The 23,809-nt window shown below is 73.6% G+C and carries 16 protein-coding genes; 5 read left to right on the forward strand and 11 right to left on the reverse strand.

All coding sequences use genetic code 11. The features are described 5' to 3' along the window. Window positions 1–8: 8 nt before the first annotated feature. Genes QC385_RS12950 through QC385_RS12985 form a run of 8 tightly spaced genes read right to left on the reverse strand, consistent with a single transcriptional unit; the run spans window position 9 to window position 13,697 of the window. Entirely contained in the window at window positions 9–4,217 is a 4,209-nt protein-coding gene (locus QC385_RS12950; RefSeq protein WP_279541443.1) for a hypothetical protein, read from the reverse strand. Further along, window positions 4,214–5,941: a TIR domain-containing protein gene (locus tag QC385_RS12955; protein WP_279541444.1), complete on the reverse strand. Its 1,728-nt coding sequence runs from the start codon at window positions 5,939–5,941 to the stop codon at window positions 4,214–4,216. The genes QC385_RS12950 and QC385_RS12955 overlap by 4 nt, the downstream gene beginning before the upstream one ends. After that, window positions 5,938–7,812: a hypothetical protein gene (locus QC385_RS12960; RefSeq protein ID WP_279541445.1), complete on the reverse strand. Its 1,875-nt coding sequence runs from the start codon at window positions 7,810–7,812 to the stop codon at window positions 5,938–5,940. The genes QC385_RS12955 and QC385_RS12960 overlap by 4 nt, the downstream gene beginning before the upstream one ends. Continuing rightward, on the reverse strand, window positions 7,809–8,150 hold the full coding sequence (locus tag QC385_RS12965) for a hypothetical protein (protein ID WP_279541446.1): 342 nt from the start codon (window positions 8,148–8,150) through the stop codon (window positions 7,809–7,811). Before QC385_RS12965 ends, QC385_RS12960 begins: the two co-directional genes overlap by 4 nt. After that, window positions 8,131–9,681 carry a hypothetical protein gene (locus tag QC385_RS12970; RefSeq protein ID WP_279541447.1) on the reverse strand — a complete coding sequence of 517 codons (1,551 nt, stop codon included), beginning with the start codon at window positions 9,679–9,681 and terminating at the stop codon, window positions 8,131–8,133. Before QC385_RS12970 ends, QC385_RS12965 begins: the two co-directional genes overlap by 20 nt. Next, window positions 9,678–11,174, reverse strand: coding sequence for a tetratricopeptide repeat protein (locus tag QC385_RS12975; RefSeq protein ID WP_279541448.1), 1,497 nt, complete (start codon window positions 11,172–11,174; stop codon window positions 9,678–9,680). Before QC385_RS12975 ends, QC385_RS12970 begins: the two co-directional genes overlap by 4 nt. Then, window positions 11,171–13,228, reverse strand: a complete 2,058-nt coding sequence (locus QC385_RS12980; RefSeq protein WP_279541449.1) for an Hsp70 family protein — start codon at window positions 13,226–13,228, stop codon at window positions 11,171–11,173. The genes QC385_RS12975 and QC385_RS12980 overlap by 4 nt, the downstream gene beginning before the upstream one ends. 16 nt (window positions 13,229–13,244) lie before the next feature. Further along, on the reverse strand, window positions 13,245–13,697 hold the full coding sequence (locus QC385_RS12985; protein WP_279541450.1) for a hypothetical protein: 453 nt from the start codon (window positions 13,695–13,697) through the stop codon (window positions 13,245–13,247). A gap of 330 nt (window positions 13,698–14,027) precedes the next feature. Between QC385_RS12985 and QC385_RS12990 the strand changes: the two genes are divergently transcribed. The 3 genes from QC385_RS12990 to QC385_RS13000 all read left to right on the forward strand — a co-directional run bounded on the left by QC385_RS12990 (window position 14,028) and on the right by QC385_RS13000 (window position 16,626). Next, a complete protein-coding gene (locus QC385_RS12990; RefSeq protein WP_279541451.1) occupies window positions 14,028–14,516 on the forward strand; it encodes a hypothetical protein in 489 nt (162 codons plus the stop codon). A 30-nt stretch (window positions 14,517–14,546) separates the two neighbouring features. Next, the gene (locus QC385_RS12995) at window positions 14,547–15,059 is read left to right on the forward strand and encodes a RipA family octameric membrane protein (protein ID WP_279541452.1); all 513 of its coding nucleotides are present in this window, start codon (window positions 14,547–14,549) and stop codon (window positions 15,057–15,059) included. Between the two features lie 73 nt (window positions 15,060–15,132). Next, the gene (locus tag QC385_RS13000) at window positions 15,133–16,626 is read left to right on the forward strand and encodes a glycoside hydrolase family 3 N-terminal domain-containing protein (RefSeq protein WP_279541453.1); all 1,494 of its coding nucleotides are present in this window, start codon (window positions 15,133–15,135) and stop codon (window positions 16,624–16,626) included. 9 nt (window positions 16,627–16,635) lie between these two features. Here QC385_RS13000 and QC385_RS13005 read toward each other — a convergent pair whose 3' ends face one another. Beyond that, on the reverse strand, window positions 16,636–17,904 hold the full coding sequence (locus QC385_RS13005; RefSeq protein ID WP_279541454.1) for a glycoside hydrolase 5 family protein: 1,269 nt from the start codon (window positions 17,902–17,904) through the stop codon (window positions 16,636–16,638). 44 nt (window positions 17,905–17,948) lie between these two features. Here QC385_RS13005 and QC385_RS43990 point away from each other — a divergent pair, with 44 nt between their 5' ends. Together QC385_RS43990 and QC385_RS13015 are read left to right on the forward strand one after the other, a co-directional pair. Next, entirely contained in the window at window positions 17,949–19,667 is a 1,719-nt protein-coding gene (locus QC385_RS43990) for a BadF/BadG/BcrA/BcrD ATPase family protein (RefSeq protein ID WP_336621284.1), read from the forward strand. Between the two features lie 80 nt (window positions 19,668–19,747). Then, window positions 19,748–21,928, forward strand: coding sequence for a glycoside hydrolase family 3 N-terminal domain-containing protein (locus QC385_RS13015; protein ID WP_279541647.1), 2,181 nt, complete (start codon window positions 19,748–19,750; stop codon window positions 21,926–21,928). Here the strand turns inward: QC385_RS13015 and QC385_RS13020 are convergent. After that, window positions 21,892–22,773, reverse strand: coding sequence for a carbohydrate ABC transporter permease (locus tag QC385_RS13020; protein WP_279541455.1), 882 nt, complete (start codon window positions 22,771–22,773; stop codon window positions 21,892–21,894). The two genes, QC385_RS13015 and QC385_RS13020, sit on opposite strands and share 37 nt — an antisense overlap. After that, entirely contained in the window at window positions 22,770–23,807 is a 1,038-nt protein-coding gene (locus tag QC385_RS13025) for a carbohydrate ABC transporter permease (RefSeq protein WP_279541456.1), read from the reverse strand. Before QC385_RS13025 ends, QC385_RS13020 begins: the two co-directional genes overlap by 4 nt. Window positions 23,808–23,809 lie beyond the last annotated feature (2 nt).

A 23,809-nucleotide genomic window follows, 5' to 3' on the forward strand; every position in this document is an offset into this window, starting at 1 on the left:
GCACGGTCTCAGGTGCTCGGCTTTGGGGCTTCCTCCGGGCGTACGGCCCGGAGGAACTTCCGGATCTGCTCGCGCCGCTCCTCGTCGGCGAGGAGCCCGGAGTCCAGGAGACCGGTCGCGGACTCCGCACACTCGTCGCAGATCTCCTTGAGCCGCTCGCCCATGACTCCGCGCCGGCTGCCCGTGGTGGACCGCATCGCCGTGCGGACCGCCACCGCGTGCTGGTAGAGCGCGACGACGAGCTGTTCGCGGCCGTCCACGTTCTCGGGGTCGCCCGCGCACACCCCGCGCAGGTCGTCGACGACCGAACGCGCGGCGCTCACGGGGTCCAGTCCGCTCCGGTCCTTGGCCATGATCGCCTTCACCACCAGCCGGCGGCGGCTCCTGACGGTCTCGGCGTCCGTCCACCGCGCGAATGCGCCAGTGATGTCCGACGTCCCGGGAACATCCCTTCCCGAGGCGATCCAGCTGTCGTACGCCTCGATGAGGAGAGCGCGCAGCGACTCCTCGTCGGGCTCCCGGAGCAGGAGTTCCCGCACCTGCCGCACGGCCTCGGCGAATCTCTCGCGGGTGATGTCGAGCCGGACCAGCGACAGGGTGACCTGCCGTCGCCCCCGCGCACCGAACGCCTCCTGGTGCGCCTGGGTGAGCACCCGGTGGGCCTCGTCGTGCCGGTCGAGGGCGCCGAGGATCACCGCCAGGGTGCGGGCGGGGCCGGTGGCTCCCGGGAGTCGTTCCACCCAGCGTTCCAGAGCGGTCACGGCTGCCGTGAGGATGCCGTGTTCCTTCTCGTCGGCGGGGCGGCCGGCCTCTCTCAACCGCCGCAGCAGCGCGAACGCCGACTCCGCCGAGGGGTGGTAGAGGCTCTGCGGATCGTCCAGGAGGCCGGAGCAGCGCTCAGGGATGGTGTCGTCGTTGCGCCCCCAGGAACGGGTCATCCGCCGGAACCGGTCGGAGAAGTTCCGCGTCGCATGGCCGGACGCCGCCTCCTGGGCGGCCTCGTAGATGACCTGAAGGGCGAAGTCGGCGGCGTGCAGCGTGAGTTGGTTGTACCGCTCGAGGACCTGCGTGGCATCTCCCCGGACGCCCAGCTTCTGGGCGCTGATCAACAGGCCCGGGTCCGCCGGGTCCAGGAGCAGCGAGTCGACGCGGTCGAGGCCCGCGAGGACGTCGCCCGAGTACTCGGCGAGCGGCCATTGGGCACTCTGGCCCCGCACGGCGTTGTCGAGCCGCGACTTCCACAGCAGACGGCCCCGCGCCCATTCCAGGTGCGCTTCGTCCTCTGCCTCGTCTCCCGCCCGCCGGGTGCGTCCCCGCGTCCGCGACGCCTCGCTGTACGCAGCGTCGATCATCTCGTCGCACAGCTTCCGGAAGACCGCTCTGACCCTGGGCGGGAGCAGCGGTACCGCCGCTTCGACGGCGGCCTTGCGACGGTCCCGGGCGGCGGCCAGGGCGGTGTCCTCGACGGAGCGGCCGACGCCGAGCAGGAGGGTCGGACTGCGCTGGGAGAGCATGTGGTTGAGCTCCTCCAGCCGCAGATGGGCGACCGCGGCCGTGACCTTGCCGGCACTGGCCAGCAGCGGCACCACCTGCGCCGTTTCCTCCTCGGTCTCCCGCTCGTCCGTGGCGCGCGGACACAGCGGGGCCGTACCGAAGGACGCGGCCAGCACCCGGTGCAGTTCGGCGCGTTCGGCGGCGCCGCGGCGCAGGTCCCCGTCGAGCACGGCCTCCAGGTACAGCGCTTCGAGGTGGCGCCGCCACGCGTGCGCGGCCTGGCCCAGGTCACCGGCGGTGGTGTGCGCCACCGCGAGGTTGCGCAGTACGGCCGGCCTCAGAGGGTCGTCGGCGAGCATGGCGTTCCAGCGCCGCCGGGCCGCCGCCGACCGCCCCAGCCGCTGGTCGGCCTCCGCCTGCTTCCCGCCGAGGTAGGTCCGCAACAGGACGACCGCGTCGCGGTGTCTCAGCCCGGCCGGATAGGCCTCCAGGGTCCGCCAGGCCTCGGTGAAGTTCTCGTCGAGGGCCTGCTCGGCGACGGTGAGGGCGTGCCGCACCCGCTCGCGGGGATCTGCCAGGGCGTCCGGTGGCGGATGTGAGGGACGCCGGGCAGGGGGCGAGGCGGTGGTCGGCACCGGGGCGCCGGTCGCCGCGGGGGCGCCCGTCGCAGCCGGGGCGTCGGGTGTCGTGTCCAGGTCGGCGAGGCGTTCCGCGAGCGCCAGGGCGGACGGCGAGGGCGCGGGGGCGGTGGTCGCGAACTCCGCCTGCTTCGGTGCCAGCTTCTTGCGGACCCTCTTGTTGAGGATGTTGCGGATACCGCCCGGGCCTTCCTGGAAGCGCGTCTCGCACTCCTCGACCCGCCGGTGGAACTCCGCGAAGGACATCAGCAGGCCGGACGCCGACGCCTCGGGGGCCTTGAGCTGCTGGAGAGCCTCCAGCCGGTCCAGCCGGACGGCTTCCAGCCGGTCGACCAGGTGGGTGAGGAGCTGCTGGTCCCCCAGGACGCGGGCGTAGTCCGGTTCCTGCGTGACGGTGGCTTTGGCGAGAGCCTTGGCGTGGTCGAGGGCGTCCTGCGTGATGCCGGCCAGCCGGGTGGCCGTCTCCTCGAAGAGGGCCAGCCGGTCGTCGGGGGTGAGAGTGCCGGCGGGCTCCGTCTCCAGGGCGGACAGGCGGCTTCGCAGCGCCAGCACCGCATCGCCCGGCGCGGGCACGGCCGCCCCGAAATCCTTCTCCTTCGCGGCCAGTCGCTTGGCGACCCGCTTGTTCAGGATGGTCCGCAGGCTGCCCAGCGGCTCCTGGAACGAGGCCTGGCACGCGCCGATCCGCCGCTGGAACTCCTCGAAGGCCATCACCAGACCCGACGGCTCGGACTCCTGAAACCGCTGGAGCTCCTCCAGCCGGGCCTGCCGTACGGTCTCCAGGCGCTTGACGAGATCCGTCAGCACGTCCCGGTCCCCGGCGACCCGGGCGTACCCGGCCGCGTCCGTCACCGTGGCCCCGGCCAGGCCCTTGGCATGCGCCTGGACGTCCTTCGCGAGGTCGGTCAGACCGGCGGCGGCCTTCTCGAAGAAGGCCAGCCGCTCGTCGGGACGGGGTGCGTCCTGTTCGTCGGGACCGGCCGGTTGCGGGACGTCCGCCATCGGCTCGGCGGGGGCGGCCGCGAGCTGTTCCGCCGCCGACCGCAGCGCCTTCTCGTGCCGGTCGGGATGGCCGTCGGTGAACTCCCGCGCCGCCGCGTGGGCTCCCAGGTCCGGGAACACCAGCGGGCGCCGGAACAACCGCCCGCGGTGGATCAGCGCGATGAGCACGTCGGGCAGGGAGCGCTCGGCGAGGCAGGTGGCGAGCCGGTCCGGCAGCTCGTGGACGTCCGTCTCGAAGAGGTCGCACACCAGGTGCAGCATCCGTGTCGCGGGGCCGTCGTCCGGCGGGAGCCGTTTCGCCAGGCGGCGGACGGTCGCCACCGGGTAGCCGTACACCATCCACTGCGCGGCGAGGACGGTGAACGCGGCCGTCCGTCCCCGGCGGCGGCCGGCCAGTTCGACGACGCTCTCCAGCTCGGCGGCGAGTACGTCCCGGGTGTGCGTGGTGGTGTTGCCGCGCAGCCGGCTGTCCGCCGCCATGTCGTGGACGCCGGTCCACCTGCACGCGCCGGGGCGCAGCAGCGGCTGGACGGACGGCGGCGCGCCTTCCGTGCCCTTCTCGCCTGCCGCGCCTTCCTGACCCTCCGCGCTTTTCTCGCCGGCCGTGACTTCGGCGCCTTCCTCCGCGTCCTGTGGGGCGAAGTCGTGGCGGCCCTCCCGGATCTTGCCCGCGATGGCCTCGGCACGCGCGCGATGGCCGCCGTCCGCGCTCTTCCCCTGGTGGTCCATCGCCCGGTACGCGAGGCTCAGATGGGCCCAGACGCGGTGGTTTCCGGGGGACAGGGCCGCCGCGGCCCTGAACCAGGGGACGGCGGCCTCCGGCAGGCCGTGACGCAGGTAGAGCAGCCCCACGTGATACGGGTGCTTGGGGTTGGTGTCGTCCAGCCGGTGGGCGCGCGTCAGCATGGTCAGCGCGGTCGCCGGGTCGGTGGCGGGATGCACGCCGATCCGGAAGCAGGCCTCGACGGCCGCGTCCAGCTGGCCCTGGGTGAGGGGCTGTCCCCGCTCCAGCTCGGACCACAGCCCGTCGGCCAGGCGGCGCAGCACCTCGGGCCGGTTCTCCAGCGCCGTACGCGATGTCATGACGGCTCCTCCAGCTCCTCGGGAGACAGGATCAGCAGCCGCTCGCCGTCCGACACCGCCGCCCGCAGCCCGTCCGGGGAGACGGTCATCGGATGCCCGGCGACATAGGTGGTGCGGCCGTCGCGGACCAGGGCGTGGGAGCCGTCGGGGTACTCCATGACCAGCAGCCGCCCCTCGGCGCCGGAACCCACCGGCCGCGCACCCGGCACGGTGCCGAACCCGACCCGTACGGCCAGCTCGGCGTCGAAGCACACGCCCTGGCCGGACGCGTCCACGATCGCCGTGAGTTCACCGCCCGGCAGGGCCCCGGTGACCGCGCTCACCGGCTGGGTGACCTTGAGCAGCCGTCCGCTGGTCAGGTCCAGCCGGTACACGTGGCGCTCCCCGACGACGAGGGCGAAGTTCCGTACGCGCGTGAGGGCGAGGAGTACCGGCTCCAGCAGGTGCTCGGCGCCGGCCCGGCCGTCCGTGTAAATGGCGAGCGTGCCGTCCAGGCCGCCCACCAGCAGTCCCGAGCCGTCCGCCGCCAGCACCTGGACGCCCGCCCGGTGTTCCAGCACCGGCTCCGGATCCGCGGCGTCGAGCGACACCGCCCAGACCTTCCCGCCCCACATGCCCGCGTACAGCACGTCCCCGGCGAAGGCCAGCGCCCCCGGCACGTTGAGCCGCCCACCGTGGGACGCCGGGAGGTCCACGACCCGGGTCCGCCCGTCCGGCGCCGCCAGGACGACCCGCCCCGACCAGTCGGCGACGGCGACGCAGCTCTCCCCGCGCGCCCACAGCCGGGGACGCTCCCTGAGCTCCGCCGTACCGGCGGCCTTGTACTCCGCCGTGTGGACGGTCAGGGTCCGCCCGTCGCGCACGGCCAGCGTCCGGCCGTCGGGGAAGAAGACGGGGTGCCCGCGCGCCGCGAGGACGGGACGGTCGGGCTCGTCGTCCCAGGGCGGCTGCTCCTCGGGGGCCCGCACTTCGAAGGGCGGGGTCAGCACCGGCTCGCAGCCGGGGGCGGTCGCGACGAGCCGTATCTCCGGGGCGGGCGTACGGAAGGCGAGGTCACCGAAGACCGCCGTGCCGCCGGCGGCCGGCGTGGAGAGCGTCCCGGTCAGTTCGGCGGTGTCCGGCTGCGCGGTCAGGGTCACCGTCGCACCGGACGGCCACGGGGACATGCCGTCCGGTGCCGTGCCGGTCACCCTCACGGACGGCAGGGTGTGACCGGCGACCGCGCCGGTGACCGGGGTGTCGAAGCGGAGGACTGCGCCGGTCTCGGCCAGGTGCAGCCCTGCGGCCTTGCACACCTCGTCGATCCAGCGCGGCCGTGCCGTGGAGATCCAGTTGATCCGGTGCACGATGTACGGCACCTTCGCGACCGCCCCCGGGTGGATGAGCAGCGGGATGAGCCGGCCGCCCTCCGGGGGGTTCAGCTTGTACGCCTCGTGCAGCTCCCACTGGCAGACGTCCTTGTCGAAGTACGTCGGCGAGTAGAGCGCCACGATGTGCCTGCTGCGGGGGAGCGCCTCCTCCAGGAAGGTCTGCCAGTCCGCGCCGAGCGGGGTGCCGCTGGTGCGGGAGACGTCGAGGTAGATCCTCGGCGCCGCGCCGTCGGCGGTCACGAAGCCGCTCAGCGCGTCGTACAGGTCCTTGGCCTGGATGTAGTCCTCGCGGGCGTAACTGATGAACACGTCCCAGTCGTCGGTGCCGGACGCGGCCCCCGTGGTGTCGGTCATCGTCCCAGCACCTTCGTGATGGTGGTGATCAGCTCGTCGAGCAGTTCGGTCTCCCGGGGGTCCAGGGTCTTCTTGTGGCTCCGGCGGAGCCCGCGGGCCTCCTCGCGGATCCCGGCCAGCTTCGTGCGCGCCGTGTACGGATCCGGGGTCCGAGGGGGCTCGACCAGCTCGTTGAACCGCTTGACGAGGTCCGACACCCGCAACCCCGTACGCACCCGGTCGAGTTCCGCTTGGCGCGCGGTGACCAGCTCCGTCAGCTTCTCGAACGGCTCCTGCCCGGCGCCCTTCCCGGCCGCCCGGCGCTTGTCCTTGATCTGCGCGGCCAGGTCGTCGAGGGACCGGGCCAGCCGGTCCGCCGCCGCTGTGCCGGCGACACCGCCCTGTACCGGGGCCATGACGGCGTCGTACCTCTCGTAGAGCTCGGCCACGACGACGGCGTCCGCGATCTCGGCGAGCCGCTGGCCGATCGCCTTCTCCAGCTCCTGTACGACCTGCCTGCCCGACTCGCTCCGCGCCGCCGCCCGTACCGCGGGCAGCCCCCGCTCCAGGACGGTCAGCCGGGTGCGCAGCCTGGCCAGGCGATCGGGCGACACCCCGCCGCTCACCGACTTCATGGCGGCGAGGTACTCCTCGACCACCGGGTTGATGACCGTCGCCTCCTGCCAGCCCCTGATCGCCTCCAGCAGTTCACCGGCCTGGGCGATGGTGGCGTCCCGCACGGCGATCTCGGCACACGCCGCCGCCCGGTCCGGGTCGCGGCCCAGCCGCAACAGGCAGGCGGCGTAAAGGAAGTTGAGCCAGCGGAAGCCCGGGACCAGGGGCAGTACGAGGGACAGCACCTGCTCCGCCACGTCCACGAGCCCGGCCTGCATCAGCGCCGCGGCCTGCTGGCCGTCCGGCTCGGCGATCAGCGAGTAGAGGTCGTCGGCGCGGTCGTCGGGCAGCCGCGGCGCGGGTGGCGAGGTGTGGTTCCAGCCGGTGACGCACAGGGCGAGGTAGGCGTCGAAGTCCTCGATGACTGCGCTGCGCCGCCACCGCGGATCCATGCGGGACAGCTCGGCGCGCGCCAGGCGCGGATCGTGTGCTTTGAACGCCGCGACGGCGCGAGCGGCGGCGGGGCGCAGATACGGCAGGAGCAGCTTGCGTGCCAGCGCCGCGACCTGTTCCTTGTCGACCTCCGCTTCCGCGGCGCCCCGGGTGGCGGTGTCCAGGGCCTGTTCCAGATCGCCGGCCTTGGCCTGGCCGAGGGCGACGAGATAGGACAGGGAGCCTTCCTCCGGGACCAGTTCGAGGAACGCCTCCGCACGCTCCAGCGCTCCCTCGGGGTCGGAGCGGGCCGTGCGGGCGTAGGCGCCCACCTCAAGTGGGGTGACACGGCGGCGCAGTTCGCGGCGGAGCTCGCGGACCTGCTCGCGCAGACCGTCCTCCATCGGCTCGTCGCGCAGCGGCAGCAGGATGCGCAGGGCCTCCACCTGGTCCTGCCCGTCCAGGCGGTACATGCAGAACGCGCGCAGATAGCGGGCCTCCTGGTGCTCCGGCCTGCCGCGCAGGTATTCGGTCAGGAGCTCCAGGGCCGTGGCGTACTCACCGGCGTGGGCGTTCGCCCGGCCGTCCTCCAGCAGGTCCTCGCCGTCGTCGCCGATGACCAGCGACATCTCCTCGAGGGCACTGGCGGCGACGGGGGACAGGTCCAGCAGGCGGTCCGCGACGGGTGCGGTGTCCGCCCTGCGGGCCAGCTCGTCCAGCCGCCGGTCGTGTTCGGCGAGGTCCGCCTGGCGGCCGATCTCCGCGAACTCGAACGACGGCGTCCGCAGCGACTGGACGGGGCCGATGTCCCGGAACGAGTGGCGGCCCTCCGACGTACCGGTCACGTGTACTCCCCTCCGGACCCGGGCGACTCCCCGAGCTCCGACACCTCGCCCGGATCGGGCACCGTGCCCAGCGCGTGTTCGGCCAGCCGCCGGCAGAGCAGGTACTCGGACTCCTGGTCGACCTTCGCCATCAGGAGCAACACCCGGGCCAGTCCGGCCTGTTCGAAGAGCTGCTTCTCGTCCGCCGCGGGCCGGCTCTCCACGGCCGGGATCCGGTCGAGCAACGCGGCACGGTCCGTCGTACGGCCCCGCCCGGGCAGCAGTCCGGCCAGCCGCCCGGTCGCGGGTGCGCCGGTCCGTCGCCCGGGCGCGAGCCGCCTAGGCACGATCCTGGTCATCGGTCTCCTCGGGCAGCAGGATCTCTCCGGTGGTGGTGATGAGCTTGTGCTCCGCTTCGTGCAGGACCGACGCGCCGTCGCCGTACACCCGGGAGGCGGCCTCGAGTTCCTCCAGCAGCGCCCGCAGGGCGACCTTGGCGGGGGCGTCCTCGGCGAGGTCGCGCAGGCGCGGGTACACGATCAGTTCGACACGGCGGCGCAGGGCCTCGTTGCGGCGCCGGACGTCGTCCTGCGGGGCCCGTTGCCGGGGAACGGCCCTCGTGTCGAGGTCGCCCGAATCGCCGAACTGCCGGAACCTGTCCTTCAGCCGTCGGTAGTGGGCCCGGTCCTCGGGGGAGCGGTCCGGATCGTCGAGGAACTCGCCCACCAGGACGAGGTACCGGGAGACGGCATCGCCCTCGTCACCGAGGGCACGCTCGCGTTCCATCAGGTCCAGCACCTCGGGAAGGGTGATGCCCTTGGCGAGGTTCCTGCCCTCGTCCAGCACGTCCAGGGCCCGTCGGCGCTCGGGCTGGTTCAGGGCGAAGTAGTAGCGGACCAGGCCCTCGACCAGCGCGGCGTCGCCGAGGTCGGGGTCCGCCTCGCGCACCGCGGCCGCCCGCCGCTCCAGCTCCAGGAAGTCGGAGGGGCTCGGTGCCCCGGACAGGGCGGGCCTGCCGAGCCACTCCCGCACCAGCGCGACCAGCCGCAGCACCTCGACGCCGGTGCGCAGCGGTCCCGCCGTGGGTTCCCCGGCGGGGAGCTCAGCCACCTGCCCGGACAGCCGGGTCAGCCGTTCCCCCAGCTCCGCGGGATCGCCGTCCGCCCAGTCGCAGACGACAATCCCCAACTCGGCCTCGACCGTCGGCAGTTTCCGCTGCTCGGCGCGCTCACGCGCTCCCGTGAACGCGTCGCGGGCGTCGTCGGTGCGCCCGTCGAACACCGACTGGACGCCCTTGACGAGCTGGAGGTCGTTCACCTCGGGCGGGATCCGGTCGGTGAGTTCGCCGAGCTCCCGGACCCGGTCGAAGTGGTGCAGCGCCCCCTCGGTCTCACGCCGCCGCCAGTGCTCGACGGCCAGCTGGAGGTGGGAGACGGCGGCGATACGACGGCTCTGCGGGCGGGCGTCCAGCAGTTCCGTGTGCTCCGCGTACAGGTCGGTGACGCGGTCGTGGTTCTTCAGTTGCGCCCGCACCCACAGTTCGAGGTAGGCGGTGTCCGCGGTGCGGCCCTCGGTGGCGATCAGCTCGTCGAGGACGGTCGCGGCGGCGCCGTAGCGGGCGGGATCGTGCCGACCCAGCATCGCCCGAGCATAGGCCTGTGCGAACCGGATCCGGTCGAGCGCCCGCCCCCGCGGTCCCGCGTTGACGGCCTGCCCGAGCAGCTGGTCGGCCCGCTCCAGCTCGTCGCGGTCGTCGCTGTCGAGCAGGGCCAGTGACCGCTCGTACGGCAACCGCCAGCGGCTCGGCAGCACCAGGAGGAAGTACCCGGCGCCGGCCAGGACGGAGAGGAGCAGCAGGGGCAGGACGACTGCCAGCAGAATCGTGGTCACGCCCCGGCCCCCCTGCCGCGCCTGTGGTGCAGATCCCGGACCAGGTCCGCGTACCTCAGGCCGTGTTCGTGGATGTCGCGCTGTGCCATCTGGCCGTTCTCCCGGAGGCGCCGGAGCCCCGCCTGGACCTGGTCGGCGACCTGTCCGGCCTCGTCCAGGCGGCCCAGCAGCAGGAAGGTCTCGGCGTAGTCGAGCATGAGGTCGAGACGCCACCACATCAGAGTGGTGCCGTCGTGCAGCCACCGGTGCGCGAAGGCGTTGGCCTCGGCCAGTTCGCCCTGGCCGATGAGACAGAGGGCCATCTCGTGGGCGTGGTCCCGGCGCAGGTCGGACGGCAGCCGGTCGAACGCCGTGCGGGCCGTGGTCAGGAGCCGGTGGGCGAACGAGCCGTCCGTGGCCCCGGCGAGCCGCCCCTGCACGACCGCCCACAGACCGCCGATGATCGACAGCTGTGCCGCGTACGCCTCGGGACGCCCCGGGTCCGCCTGCACCGCGCGCTCCAGCAGCGACAGCGCCTCCAGCGGGTCGCGCAGATCCTCGTGGGCGATCTCGGCGGCCAGTATCAGCAGCGGGTATCCGGGGCTGTCGACCAGCGCGGCGTGGGCGAGTCCGACGGCTTTGCGAGGCTGGCCCGCGCTACGGAGGGAACGCACCGCGACCAGGGGGTCCATCGCGCGGCGTGCCTCGTCGAGGGCGTCGGCCAGCCGCACCGGATCGGTGCTCCCGAGGCCCGTGACGACGGCACGCAGCTGTTCGTGTGCCGCGCGGACCGGCTCCACGCGCCGCGTCCAGGACGGCAGCCGGCTGTCGTGCGGCCGGGGAGCGAACACCGCGCCGCAGGCCGCCCGTTGGAGGAGCCGCTCCGTGCCGGCGTCCGGCGGTGACTCGAAGCAGTGCAGCGCCGCGACGCCCAGGGCGTGCAGACCGGGGTCCCGGTCACCGGCCGGGAGACCGCGGGCCGCTTCCGGCGCGAGGTACGCGAGCCGCTCCGGCTCCGCGAAGAGCTGCCCGACGGACGGCGCTCCCCAGGCGGGCAGCGGCAGCAGCAGCGGGCCGTGTCCGCTCAGCACGATGTCGGCGGGCAGGGCCACCAGTTCGGGGCCGATCGCCGCACGCCAGGCCGGGAGCGCGCGCAGCGCCCCGGCCACGGACGCGAGCCGCGCGGCCGCCGCCCGCCCGGCGAGGGCGTCGGCGAGAGAGCGGGGCGCGTCGGTCTCGTAGCTGACGACCTGGAACCAGCGCCCGCCGAGCTGCCGTTGCTCGCCCTGCTCACCGGGCACCACGGGAACCAGCTCGGGCCGGCGCGGCCGGGTGTGCCAGGCCAGCAGTTCGGAGCGCTGGTCGCCGTCGATCTCCTCGACCGGGATCAGCCGGTACCAGCGGCGGCGGTGCGGCGCGCGGTGAAGCGTGCCCCACCAGCCGACGCCGACGTACTCGGCGTCGAGTTCCGCGGCGACGGCCGCCGCCTGGGAGGCCTCCAGGGTCGTGGTCAAAGCTCGTCCTCGAGCGCGTCGGCGAGATCGTCCAGCGTGTCCTCGTCGGCACCCGCGCGCACCGCCTCCCAGAACGCGCCCAGGGCGGCGGTGAGAGTGGGCGGAGCCTGGCCGTCCCGTCCCGCGCGCAGGGCCTTCTTGACCATGCGGCGGTACTCGGCCGGAACGGCGGCGGGATCGATGCCGGTGGCGGGCGCGTCCGCGGACGGGGCCGGGCCGCCCTGAGCGGGGACGGAGGCGGCTGTCGTGGCGGTGACCGGCCCGGGCACTGCGGTGGTGGCCGGTCCGGGGACCGAGGTGGTGGCCGGCTCGGGCACCGTCGCGGTGACCGGGCCCGGCAGGCCGGCGGCCACCGGTGACGGGACCGCGAACTCCGCTGGTCCGCCGTCCTGTGGTCCTCCCGCCGGTTCCGCCGCGCCGGCCGGCCGCACCGTCGCGAACAGCCGCGCCAGTGCCGCCCGCCGCTCCGCCAGCTCGTCCAGCTTGCCGATGGTGGTGCTCTGGTCGAAGGTCGCCTGGTATTCCCGCCCCGTGTTGGTGTGGGTGACCTGCACCCCGAGCAGCCCGTTCACATCGAGCCTGAACTCGACCTCGAACTCGTGGTAGCCCTGCGGGCGGCGCTCGATGTCGTCGAGGTGGATCGTGCCGATCAGGGTGTTGTTGTAGACGTACTTGTCCTCGCCCTGGTAGATGACCGCTTCGATGCGGGGGGCCTGATCCGGGTTGGTGTACGTCCGCACCTGGCGGGCCGGGATCTTGGTGCCGCGCGGGATCAGCACGCTGAGTTCGCCGTCCTGCACGCCGACGCCCAGGGTGTGTTCCGTGATCAGCGTGACGGCGTAGTCCTGGTCCTCCGCGGACCGCTCGGCGGTGGGCCGGGTCGCGAGGTCGAAGGCGGGCGAGGCCTCGAACCGGTTGGCGACGATCGCCGCGCCCCGGGCGACCAGGGTGTCGGGGTTGGCGTCGCCGCGCACGAACCCCTCGTCCCGGTCGAAGTGGTTCAGGAGCATCCGCTTGACCTGCGGGATTCGCGTCGAACCGCCCACGAGCAGCACCGCGTTGACGTGCTCGGGCAGCACGCCCTTGGCGCTCTGCGCGAACTTCAGCGCCTCGTCGACCTGCTTCAGGGACCGGTCGAGGATCGGCTGGATCAGTGCCTCGAAGGTGTCCCGGCTCAGCTCCAGCGGAGTGGTTCCGCCGCCGAGGTCGATGCTGGTCGTGGAGCGCAGGGACAGCTCGCGCTTCGCCGCCTCCGCGGCCGCCTTGATCTGGAGCGGTTCGACGTCCTTCGGAAGGGTGTCGCCGAGCTCCCGCTTGATCCACTCCGCGACGGCGTCGTCGAAGTCGCCACCACCCAGCCGCTGGTCGCCGGCGGTCGCGATGACCTCGATCTCGTCCTCCCGGGTCTCGATGATCGACACGTCGAACGTGCCGCCGCCCAGGTCGAAGACCAGGTAGACCTGCCGCTCGGACTCGGCCCGGTCGACGCCGTAGGCGATGGCGGCGGCGGTGGGCTCGGGGATGAGCTGACGGGGGTAGAGACCGGCCAGCAGCGCGGCCTCCTCGGTGGCCTTCTTCTGCCGCTCCATGAAGTAGGCGGGCACCGTGACCACCGCGTCGTGGATCTCTCCGCCCAGCGACTGCTCGGCGATCCACTTCATCTTCATCAGCACCAGGGCGCTGATCTCCTGCGGGCGCAGCCACTCGTCGCCGAGCCTGGCCCGCACCGGGTCCTCTACCTGGTAGACGCCCCGCGCGCCGAAGCGGTCGAGCAGTTTCTCGTCGAACACCGCTCCCATCTCGCGCTTGATCTCCACCAGAGTGCCCTCGGTGCCGGGCCCTTCGTTGATGGCGTTCTTGGCGTCGTGCCCGACGACAAGGACGCCGGTGGCCGGGTCGAGCCGGACGACCGAGGGCATGGCGACAGCGGCGGCCCCCTCGCGTTCGGGGTCGGCGAGGATCTTGGGCGCGTAGTCGTCGGCGTGGTAGGCGGCGACGGCCGAGTAGGTGGTGCCCAGGTCGATGCCGACGACCCGGTGCAGCTCGTCTTCCATGGGGGACCTCCGGGGTTCACTCGCCGGCGCAGCCGTCGAGGAGATGGGTGCGGGCGAAGTCGCCGGTGAAATCGGTACGGGTGGTGTCCATGGGGTGATGGACGGACTCGCCTGCCGCTGTCAGGAAGGCCTCGATCTCCCTGCGCAGTACGGCCAGGCCGATCGCCTTCTCGTCCGCGTCGAACATCGGCTCCCAGGTCGGCACGAGGCGCAGCAGCTCAAGCGGTGGGAACCGGGCGTCGTGAGCGGCACGGGCATCGGCGTTCTCGATACTGGCGGCGTGCGCGGCGGCGATCTCCTCGTCGCTCGCACCCCGGGCCCTCAGCCGGGCGTCGTGGCGGTTGGCGGCGGCACGGATCTCGTCGGCCGTCGCTTCGGGCGGTACGCCCAGGCGCGTGTACTCGGTCGTCCTGGGGACGACCATGGGTAACGAGAACAGCGCCCCGTCGGCCTCATTGGCAGCGGGCATCCCAACATCCCCCGTTCGCGAACGCCGCGCGCCGAGGAACAAGGCTGGGAGGCTCGTGCTCGACGCAGTCTTTCTCGGCTCAGGCCGACCGTGTACGGCCGTGATGTCGCGCCGATTCTAGAGGTGCGGGAGCGCAACACGGAGCCGTTCCGCACCAGTTGGGGGTGCTGGGGACGACATGGCCGGATTCGATTCCCCCGTGAGGCGTACCGGGGCACCGGCCTCGTCGTCGGCGAGGCGCGGACGACGAGCGCCGCCCGGCCTGTCCGAGGTCGCCCGATCGTGCCAGGGTGAGCCACGATCCGCCGACGCACCGATGGGAAGAGGACCGTGACGACCCTCGCCGTGACCGGGCACATGGACCTGACCGACGACAGCGTCCCTCTGGTGCGCACCGCCCTGGACGACCTGCTCGAGCGGCGTGCCGTCGCGCACGAACTGGTCGGTGTCTCCTGCATCGCCGAAGGCGCCGACTCCCTGTTCGCCGAGGCCGTCCTCGCCTTCGGCGGACGCCTGGTCGTGGTCATCCCCTCCAGGGACTACCGCCGGATCAACGCCGAGGCCGGCCGTGCCCGGCTGTTCGACCGGCTCGTCGAAGCCGCTGACGAGGTGCTCGCGCTGTCCTACGAGACGGCCGGCCGGCAGGCGTACGACGCCGCCAACGCCGTACTGCTGGCACGCGCCGACCGGCTCGTCGCCGTATGGAACGGCGAGCCCCCGGGCGGCAGGGGCGGAGGCACCGCCGACGCGGTGCTCGGAGCCCGGGCGGCCGGCATCCCGGTGGACGTGGTGTGGCCGGAAGGAGCCAGCCGTGGGTGAACGGCCCACCTCCTTCGTCATGCTGGTGGCATGAGCGACATCGGGGACGTGCTGTGGAACGAGGCGGTCGGGCCGTCCGGCTACACGGAGGCGGAGGACAGGTACCGGCAGGCGGTACTGGAGCAGTACAAACTCTGCGTGGAGATGGCCGACCGGGTCAGTTCGCGGCGCGCTCTGACCAACACCTTCTTCCTGTCGCTCAACAGTGCGGTCGTGGCGGCCCTGGCGGCGGTCGCGGCCCGGGGCGTGGTCGGCCTGCCGGTCCTGCTGCTGCTGGCCGGACTGGTCATCCTGTTCGCCCAGTGCGCGGCGTGGTACGTCATGGTGCGCTCGTACCGGCAGCTCAACTTCGCCAAGTGGGCGGTGATCGGGGCCTTGGAGGAGCGGCTCCCGGCCTATGCGTACTCCCGGGCGGAGTGGAAGGCGTCCGGAGAGGGACGTGACTGGCGCAAGTACATGCCCCTGACTCATGTCGAGCAGTGGGTACCGGTCATCTTCGCCGTCTCCTACCTCGTGGGTTTCTGCGCTGCCGCCTTTCGGTGATCGACGGGTGCGCGTTCGGGTGGTGAATTGGTGAACCGTAGAGCCGTTGACTTACGGCTGAGTGAGCCAGAGGATGTCCGGGGTGACCTCCTCCGCGCGCACCTCCGCAAGCCCCGCCGGCCTCCCCGTCGACCTCGACGAGGCCGCCCACCGCTGTCTCGTCGCGGGGTTCGCCGGAACCACGGGTGTTCCGGACGAGCTCAAGCGGCTCGTCGACCGGGGGCTCGGCGGGGTCATCCTGTTCACCCGCAACGTGCGGGACGCGGAGCAGGTGCGGCGGCTCACCGAGGAACTGCGGGCCGTCCGGCCGGACCTGCTCGTGGGGATCGACAACGAGGGCGGCGGGATCGGGCACCTGGCGGGTGCCGGCGCTCCCGAGGTGCCCGGGTCGTTCGCCCTCGGTGTCGCCGACGAGCCAGGACTGACCGCCCGCTGCGCCGACGCCCTGGCCGGGCACCTGGCCTCCCTCGGCATCACGGTCTCCTACGCCCCGGTCGCCGACCTCCAGCACCATCCGCGCAACCCGATCGTGCGCACCCGTTCCTTCGGTGCCGGACCCGCGCTCGCCGCCCGGCATCTGCGGGCCTGGATCGCCGCCACCGAGGCGCGCGGCATCGCCTCCTGCGCCAAGCACTTCCCCGGCCACGGCGGCACCGAGACCGACAGCCATCACGGCATCGCCGTCGATCCGCGGCCGTACGACGAACTGCGGGCCGACCTCGAACCGTTCCGCGCGGCCGTCGACGCGGGCGTGCCGATGGTCATGAGCGCGCACGTCGTGTTCCCGGCGCTGGACCCCGAGCGACCCGCCACCCTGAGCCGCCGCATCCTGGGCGATCTGCTCCGGCACGAGCTGGACTTCGACGGGGTCCTGGTGAGTGACGCCCTGGAGATGAAGGCGATCGCCGACCGCTACGGCGAGGCCGCCGGGGCGCGGATCGCCCTCGCGGCGGGTGCCGACCAGGTGATCGTGGCCGTGCCGGACCTGGAGGTCACCCTGGCCTGCCGCGACGAGGTGCTCGGCGCGCTGCGCTCCGGTGCGCTGTCCGAGGAGCGGCTGCGGGAGGCCGCCGGGCGGGTGCGGCGGCTCGCCGGGCGGTACGCGGTTCCGTCCGCGGCGGTCGACGGCTGGGACGCGGGGGCCGGGCTGGAGGCGGCCCGCCGGGCCGTCCGCGGCCGGCCGGTGCCGCCGGCCGTGCGCGGCGCCCATGTCGTCGACCTGTTCCCGCCGCCGCATCCCGCACTCAACTGGGGCGGCGAGGACCTGCTGACCGAGGTGCGCGCCGTCGACCCCGCGGCCACGGGGACGGCGGTCACCGGGGAGCCGGTGGATCCGGCCGCCGTCGTGGGCGGCGTCCTGCGCGCGTCCGGTGACGCACCGCTGGTCGTCGCCACCTGCGACGCCGGGCTGCACCCCTGGCAGGAGCGGCTGCGCGCCGCCCTGCTGGCCCGGCGGCCCGATGCCGTACGCGTCGACACCGGGCTGCCGGAGGGCGGCGCGCTGTGCTCCTACGGGCGGGGGCGGGTGAACCTGCGGGCCGTCGCCGAGGTGCTGGCGGGCGGCTGAGCTGAGCCCCTACGGCACTCGTACGACCTCCTTGATGCCGCGCGCCGCCAGGTACGCGGCGTCGTCCGCCCGGGCCGCCAGGACCACCGCCGGGCGGACGCCCTCGGCGCGCAGGGCCATCCACGCGTCGAAGCAGGCGCCGCCCGGGCCGGACACGGAACGTGTGGACGGCGTGCAGTCCAGGACCAGGGCCGTGTCGCGGGGGCGCGCCGGGTGGTGCCCCGCGCGGACCTCGGCGACCGTCTCGGCGAGGGCGGTCGCGATCGGCTTGGCGCCGCCCCGCGCGTCGAACAGGCCCAGGGTGTACTCCAGTTCCGGGTAGTCGGCCAGCGAGCGGTCCACGTCGTGGGAGCACCACCACGTCACGCCCCACAGTCCCTCGCACCCGGCCGCGTTCCGTACGGTCGCCCGGGCGAAGTCGGGCGCGTCCGCCGCCGGGATGTGCGGTTCCGGGGCGCCCGTCTCCTGGACCCAGACCGGGCGGGCCGGATCCTCGGCGTAGGCCTTGGCGAGTTCCGTGCCGTACTCGGCGAGGTGCAGCACCTGCGGGGAGCGGGGGCCGTAGCGGCGGGCGCAGTCGCCGGAGAACACCCAGGGGTGGACGGTGGTGACGTCGCCCTTGCGGGCCGAGGACTGAGGGGTGAAGGGGTGGTCGTCGCCGTACCAGGCCGCGTCGTAGGCGGAGTGGGTCGCGAGCCGGCCGCGGGGCAGGTGCTCGCGGGTGGCGGCCAGCAGGGTGTCGAGGTAGTGGTCCACCTCGTCGGGGGTCACGGGGTTGTGCTCGACCAGGTTGTTGAGCTCGTTGCCGAGCTGGAGGCCGATGAGGTTGGGGCGGCCGGCGAGGGCGCGGGCGAGGGTCCGCATGAGGTCGGCCTGGGCGGCGACGGCCTCCGGGTCGGTGAAGACGTTGCGGTGGTGCCAGCCGCGGGTCCACTCCGGGTAGAAGTCGAAGCTGGACAGATGGCCCTGCACCCCGTCCACCAGGACGTCGAGACCGGCCTCGGCCGCCAGGTCGACCAGGTGCGCCAGCTGGTCCACGGCGGCGGTGCGGATGAGTGTGCGGTTGGGCTGGAGGAGCGGCCAGAGGTGGAAGACCCGGACGTGGTCGAGACCGAGGGCGGCGATCTGGTCCAGGTCCTCGCGGGCGTGCTTCGGATCGAAGTCGTGCCAGGAGTGGAACCAGCCGCGGCGGGGCGTGTAGTTGACGCCGAAGCGGAGCGTAGGGATGGGATCCTCCTCGGGTCGGGTCTTGCCCTGGGTGAATGCATCAATCACCATAGTCGGCAATGGGTAATGAATTGAACCAGGAACGTCGAGACTTGGTGGTCGGTCTCGACGCGGGCGGCACGCGGACCCGGGCGGTCCTGGCGACCGCCGACGACGGGCGCCCGGTGGGCGAGGGCGCCGCCGGGCCGGGCAACGCGCTGACCGTGCCGTTGCCGCAGCTCACCGAGCACCTCGTCGAGGCCGTCGGGCGGGCCGTGCCGGAGCCGGTCAGGGACCGGGTCGTGGCCGTGGCCGGCGGATTCGCGGGCGCGACCGGCGCCGCCGCCGACGAGCCGGGGCGGCGCAACGCCCTGGCCGCCCTCACCGCCGCCCTGCGCCGGCTGGGCATCGACGCCGGCCCGCCCGTCATCGGCAGCGACATCGAAGCGGCCTTCGCCTCCGCCCCGGGCACCCCGGCCGACGGTCTCGCCCTGGTGGCCGGCACGGGCGCGGTCGCCATGCGCATCACCGACCGCCGCGGCACCGTCACCGTGGACGGCGACGGCTGGCTCCTCGGCGACGACGGCAGCGGCTTCTGGATCGGCCGCGCGGCGGTACGGGCCGCACTGCGCATGGCCGACGGCAGGGGCGCGCCGACCGTGCTGGCGGCGACGGTGGGCCGGGAACTCGGGGTGCCGGGCGACGCCCTGCCCGGCGGTGCCGCAGCCGGTGGCGCGGTGCGCAGACTGTCCCCCGACGTGGTCCCGGGCGGCGCGGAGGGCGCGTCGCGCGACGGGCGGCACGAGGCGGTGCCGCCGGTGACCGGGCCGGGGTGGTCGGGAGGGGCTGGGGGCGCGGGTGATCGGTCGGCCGGTCCGGGGCCGAGCGGCGCGGGCAGGCGGGGGGCGGCTGGTTCGGGGCGGTTCGGAGGGGCTGTGGCCGAGGGCGGGCGGTCGGCCGGTCCTGAGCAGCCCGGTGCGGGCGGGCGGCCATCCGGCTCGGGGCAGTCCGGTGCGGGTGGGCGGCCATCCGGCTCGGGGCAGTCCGGTGCGGGTGGGCGGTCGGTCGGCCCGGGGCAGTCCGGAGGCGTTGGAGCCGTGGGCGGGCGGGGGCCTGCTGGTCCGGATCAGTCCGGAGGGGCCGGGGTTGCGGGCGGGCGGCCATCCGGCTCGGGGCAGTCCGGCGCGGGCGGGCGATCGGCCGGCCTGGGGCAGTCCGGTGGGGGCGGGGGGTCGTTGGGCCCGGGGCAGTCCGGAGGGGCCGGGGTTGCGGGCGGGCGGCCATCCGGCCCGGGGCAGTCCGGTGCGGGTGGGCGGTCGGTCGGCCCGGGGCAGTCCGGAGGAGTTGGAGCCGTGGGCGGGCGGGGGCCTGCCGGTCCGGGGGAGGCCGGACGAGCCGGGGCCGCGGTCGGCGGTGTGGCCGGTTCTCCGGCTGTCGGGCGGCGCCCCCTCCCGCCCCACGACGACACCCCCTGGTCCCGCCCCCACCGCGAGGCCTACCGCAGGCATCTGCTCCCCGCCGTCATGGCCGAGCACCCCATCCGCCTGGCACGGCTCGCGCCGCTGGTCGTCGCGGCGGCCCGGGACGCCGAGGACCCGGTCGCCCTGGCGATCCTCGACGAGGCGGCGGACCAACTCACGGAGACCGTAAGGGCCTTGGATCCCAGCCCCGGGGAGCGGGTGGTCGCCACCGGTGGGCTGCTCGGGCCCGACGGGCCGCTCACAGACCGCCTCGAAACCCGCCTGAGCGCCCTCGGCCTCACCCTCGACTGGGTCCCCGACGGCTGCCGGGGCGCCGTCGCCCTGGCCCGCCTCGCCCACGGCGGCCGTACGTGACCGCCACCCGGCAGGGCACGCCCCGGTACCGCGACCCCGCCGCCCCAGTCGACGCCCGCGTCCGCGACCTGCTCTCCCGTATGACCCTGCGCGAGAAGGCCGGTCAGCTCAACCAGCGGATGTACGGCTGGGACGCCTACCGCCGCACCCCCGACGGCGCCTTCGAGCTCACCGACGCCCTGTACGCCGAGACCGAGCGCTTCGCCGGACTCGGCGCGCTGTACGGACTGCTGCGCGCCGACGCCTGGTCGGGGGTCGACCACGCCACCGGTTCCGGCGCGTCGGACGGCGCTGAACTGGCGCACCTCGTCCAGCGCCACGTCGTCGAGCGCAGCCGGCTCGGCATCCCCGCCCTGTTCGTCGAGGAGGTGCCGCACGGGCACATGGCCCTCGACGGCACGGTCATGCCCGTCAACCTGGCCGTCGGCGCGGGCTGGGACCCCGGGCTGTACGAGCGGGCCGCCGCACACGCCGCCGCCGAACTGCGCGCCCGTGGCGGGCACGTCGCCCTGGTCCCGGCCCTCGACATCGCCCGCGACCCGCGCTGGGGGCGGACGGAGGAGTGCTTCGGCGAGGACCCGTACCTGGCCGCCCGGCTGACGGAGGCGCTGGTGCGCGGCATGCAGGGCGCACCCGCCGAGTACTTCCCCGCCGACAAAGCCCCCGTCGTCCTCAAGCACTTCGCCGGGCAGGGCGCGACCGTAGGCGGCCGCAACTCCGCCGAGTCCGAGCTCGGGCTCCGGGAGCTGCACGAGATCCACCTCCCCGCCGCCCGTGCCGGGGTCCGCGCCGGGGCCGCCGCCGTCATGGCCGCGTACAACGAGGTGGACGGCCTGCCCTGCTCCGGAAACCGCGCCCTGCTCCACGAACTGCTCAGGGAGCGCTGGGGTTTCCAGGGTCTCGTCATGGCGGACGGACTGGCCGTGGACCGGCTGGCCCGGATCACCGGGGACAAGGTCGCCGCGGGCGCCCTCGCGCTCGCCTCCGGTGTGGATCTGAGCCTGTGGGACGAGGGCTTCACGCACCTGGAGACGGCGGTCGAGCGGGGGCTGGTGAGCGAGACGGCTCTCGACGAGGCCGTGGCGCGCGTCCTGCGGCTAAAATTCCGCCTGGGCCTGTTCGAACAGCCCTGTTCCACCTGCCCGTCGCCGCCCCCGGCCGTAGGACGCGACCTGAGCACCGCCCTCGCCCGCGCCGCCGTCACCCTCCTCCACAACGACCACGACCTGCTGCCCCTGTCCCCGGCGACCGTCTCCCGTATCGCCGTCCTGGGCCCGCACTCCGGCACCGTCGTCCACCAACTGGGTGACTACACCGCCCCGCAACGGCCCGGCACCGGCACCAGCGTCCTCGACGGGCTGCGCGAGCTCGCCCCGCCCGGCATCGACATACGCCACGCCCAGGGGTGCGCCCTCACCGGCGGCGACCTGTCGGGCGTCCCCGAGGCGATCGCCCACGCCGCCGCCTCGGATGTCGCCGTGCTGGTGCTGGGCGGCAGCAGCGCGCGTCCCGCCGGGACCGGGTTCGACGCCAACGGGGCCGCGCGCACCGCCGTGTCCGAGATGACCTGCGGCGAGGGCGTCGATCTGGCCGGACTGCGGCTGGGCGACGCCCAGTACGCGCTCCTGGACGCCGTGATCGCGACGGGGACGCCGACAGCGGTCGTGCTGATCCAGGGCCGCCCGCACGTCGTGCCCGGCACGCCGGCCGCGCTGCTCACCGCCTGGTACCCCGGCCCGTGGGGCGGTGAGGCGATCGCCGAAGTGCTGCTCGGTCTCGCCGGGCCCGTCGGCCGCCTGCCGGTCTCCCTGCCCCGCTCGGCGGCCCAGCTCCCCGTCCACTACAACCACAAGGACACCGAGTACGGCGGCTACGTGGACTCCGGCGCCGAGCCTCTCCACTCCTTCGGGCACGGGCTGTCGTACACGACCTTCGCGTACGGCCCCCCGCGGCTGTCAGGGCATACCGTCGAGGCCGGCATCACCAACACCGGTCGGCGCCAGGGCCGTTCCGTCGCCCAGCTCTATCTGCGCCGGCTGCGGACCCCCGTCTGGCCGCGCACGCTGGAGCTGTGCGGTTTCCAGGCTGTCGACCTGGCGCCGGGCGAGACCCGCACGGTCGCCTTCCGGCTCGGCGCCGACTTCCGTACCGCCGTTCCGCCCGGCACGGTGGTCGAGTTCCGGGTCGCCGCGTCCGCGCGGGCCGCCCTGACCGCCGTACCGACTCAGAGCTTCACGGCCCCTGAGGAAACCCCCTTGTAGAACCACCGTTGGGTGATGACGAACAGCACCAGCACGGGGATCACGGAGATCACCGAGCCCGCCATCACCATCCGCTGGTCGTAGCCGAAGGACGAGGTCTGAAGCCTTGCCAGGCCCAGTGTCAGCGTGAAGTGGTCCTCGGTGCGCAGCACGATCAGCGGCCACAGGAAGTCGTCCCAGGCGCTGATGAACGTGTTGATGGTGACGACGAGGATCGCGCCGTAGGCGGACGGCAGGTACAGGTACCGGAAGCGTTTCCACTCGCCCGCTCCGTCGAGCATCGCCGCGTCCTCGATCTCGCGCGGCACGGCGAGGAACGCGGCCCGCATGATGAGGACGTTGATCGCGGCGACGAAGCCGGGCAGCCAGACACCGGCCAGGTGGTCGACCAGGCCCATGTCCCGGATGCTGAGGAACAGCGACACCATGATCGATTCGAAGGGGAACATCATGGAGGCCAGCAGCACGATCCACACCAGCTTGCGGCCCTTCCAGCCGGGCTTGGACAGCATGTAGCCGGCCATGGTGGAGAAGACGAGCTGGCTGGTGATGGACAGCAGGGCGATGACCACGCTGTTCCCGATGTAGGTCCACACCGGCACCTGGTCGAAGACCTCGCGGTACGCCCGCAGCGACGGGTCACGGGGGATCAGGGACGCGCCCGCGCCGAAGACGTCCTCGCCCGCGCCCTTGAGGGACGACAGCAGCTGCCACAGCAGCGGGCCGACGGTGATGAAGAGGACGAACACCAGCAGCAGGTAGCGCAGGGCCAGTTCGCGCGGGCGGCCGTAGTCGCGCCAGCGGGGCATCAGACGTCGGCGCTTGTCGACGGCGGTCGTCGTCATGACTCGTCCTCCTTCGTCAGGCGCTGGGCGAGCAGCGTGAGGCCGAGGGTGAGTGCGAACAGGGCGACGCTGACGGCCGCGCCGTAGCCGGCGTTGCCGGTGAGCGGGTCCAGGCCGACGTCGCGGATGTAGAAGGGCAGTGTGCGGTCGGCGCCGCCGGGGCCACCGGTGGCACCGCCGAGCATGTAGATCTCGGTGAAGACCCGCAGCGAGCCGATCCCGGTCAGGGTGCCGACCAGCATCATCGACTGGCGGACACCGGGCACGGTGATGTGCCAGAACCGGCGCGCGGCGCCCGCCCCGTCCACCGCCGCCGCCTCGTGCAGCTCCCTGGGCACGTTACCGAGGGCGGCCAGATAGAAGATCATGTACCAGCCGAGGCCCTTCCACAGCGTCAGGCCCATCGCCGACAGCAGGATCAGCCACGAGTCCGACAGGAACGGGATGGCCTCGCGGATGAGGTGCGCCTTCTGGAGCCAGGTGTTGACCAGCCCCTGGTCGCTCAGCAGCCACTGCCAGCTCAGGCCGACGACCACGCTGGAGGCGAGGACCGGCGTGTAGAACGCCGAGCGGAAGAAGCCGATGCCCGGCAGGTTCTTCTCGACGAGGATCGCGAGCAGCAGCGGCAGCAGCACCATCAGCGGGACGACGAACAGCGCGTACAGCAGGCTGTTGCGCGTGGCCACCCAGAAGTCCGGATCGCCCAGCATCCGGCGGTAGTTCTCCAGGCCGACGACGTCGTACGCCCCGCCGAGCGGCTTGGCGTCGGTGAAGGAGACGACGACCGTGTTGAGGAACGGGAAGACCCCGAACACGGTCGCGCCGATGATCGCCGGGGTCATCCACAGCCAGGGCAGCCACCAGCGGCGGTAGAGCGCCGCACCCCCCGCGTCGGCGCTCGCGCCGGGCGTGACGAAGCGGAGGGCGCGGCGCAGGGGCCCCGGCGTGCCGGGCGCGGGGGAAGCGCCGGGGCGTCGGGCGCCCGCACCCGGGGGAGCGGGGGCGGGCGCCTTGTGGACGGTCGGTTGGGTCATCC

The sequence above is a fragment of the Streptomyces sp. DH10 genome (genome assembly GCF_029813805.1).
GTDB lineage: Bacteria > Actinomycetota > Actinomycetes > Streptomycetales > Streptomycetaceae > Streptomyces > Streptomyces coeruleofuscus.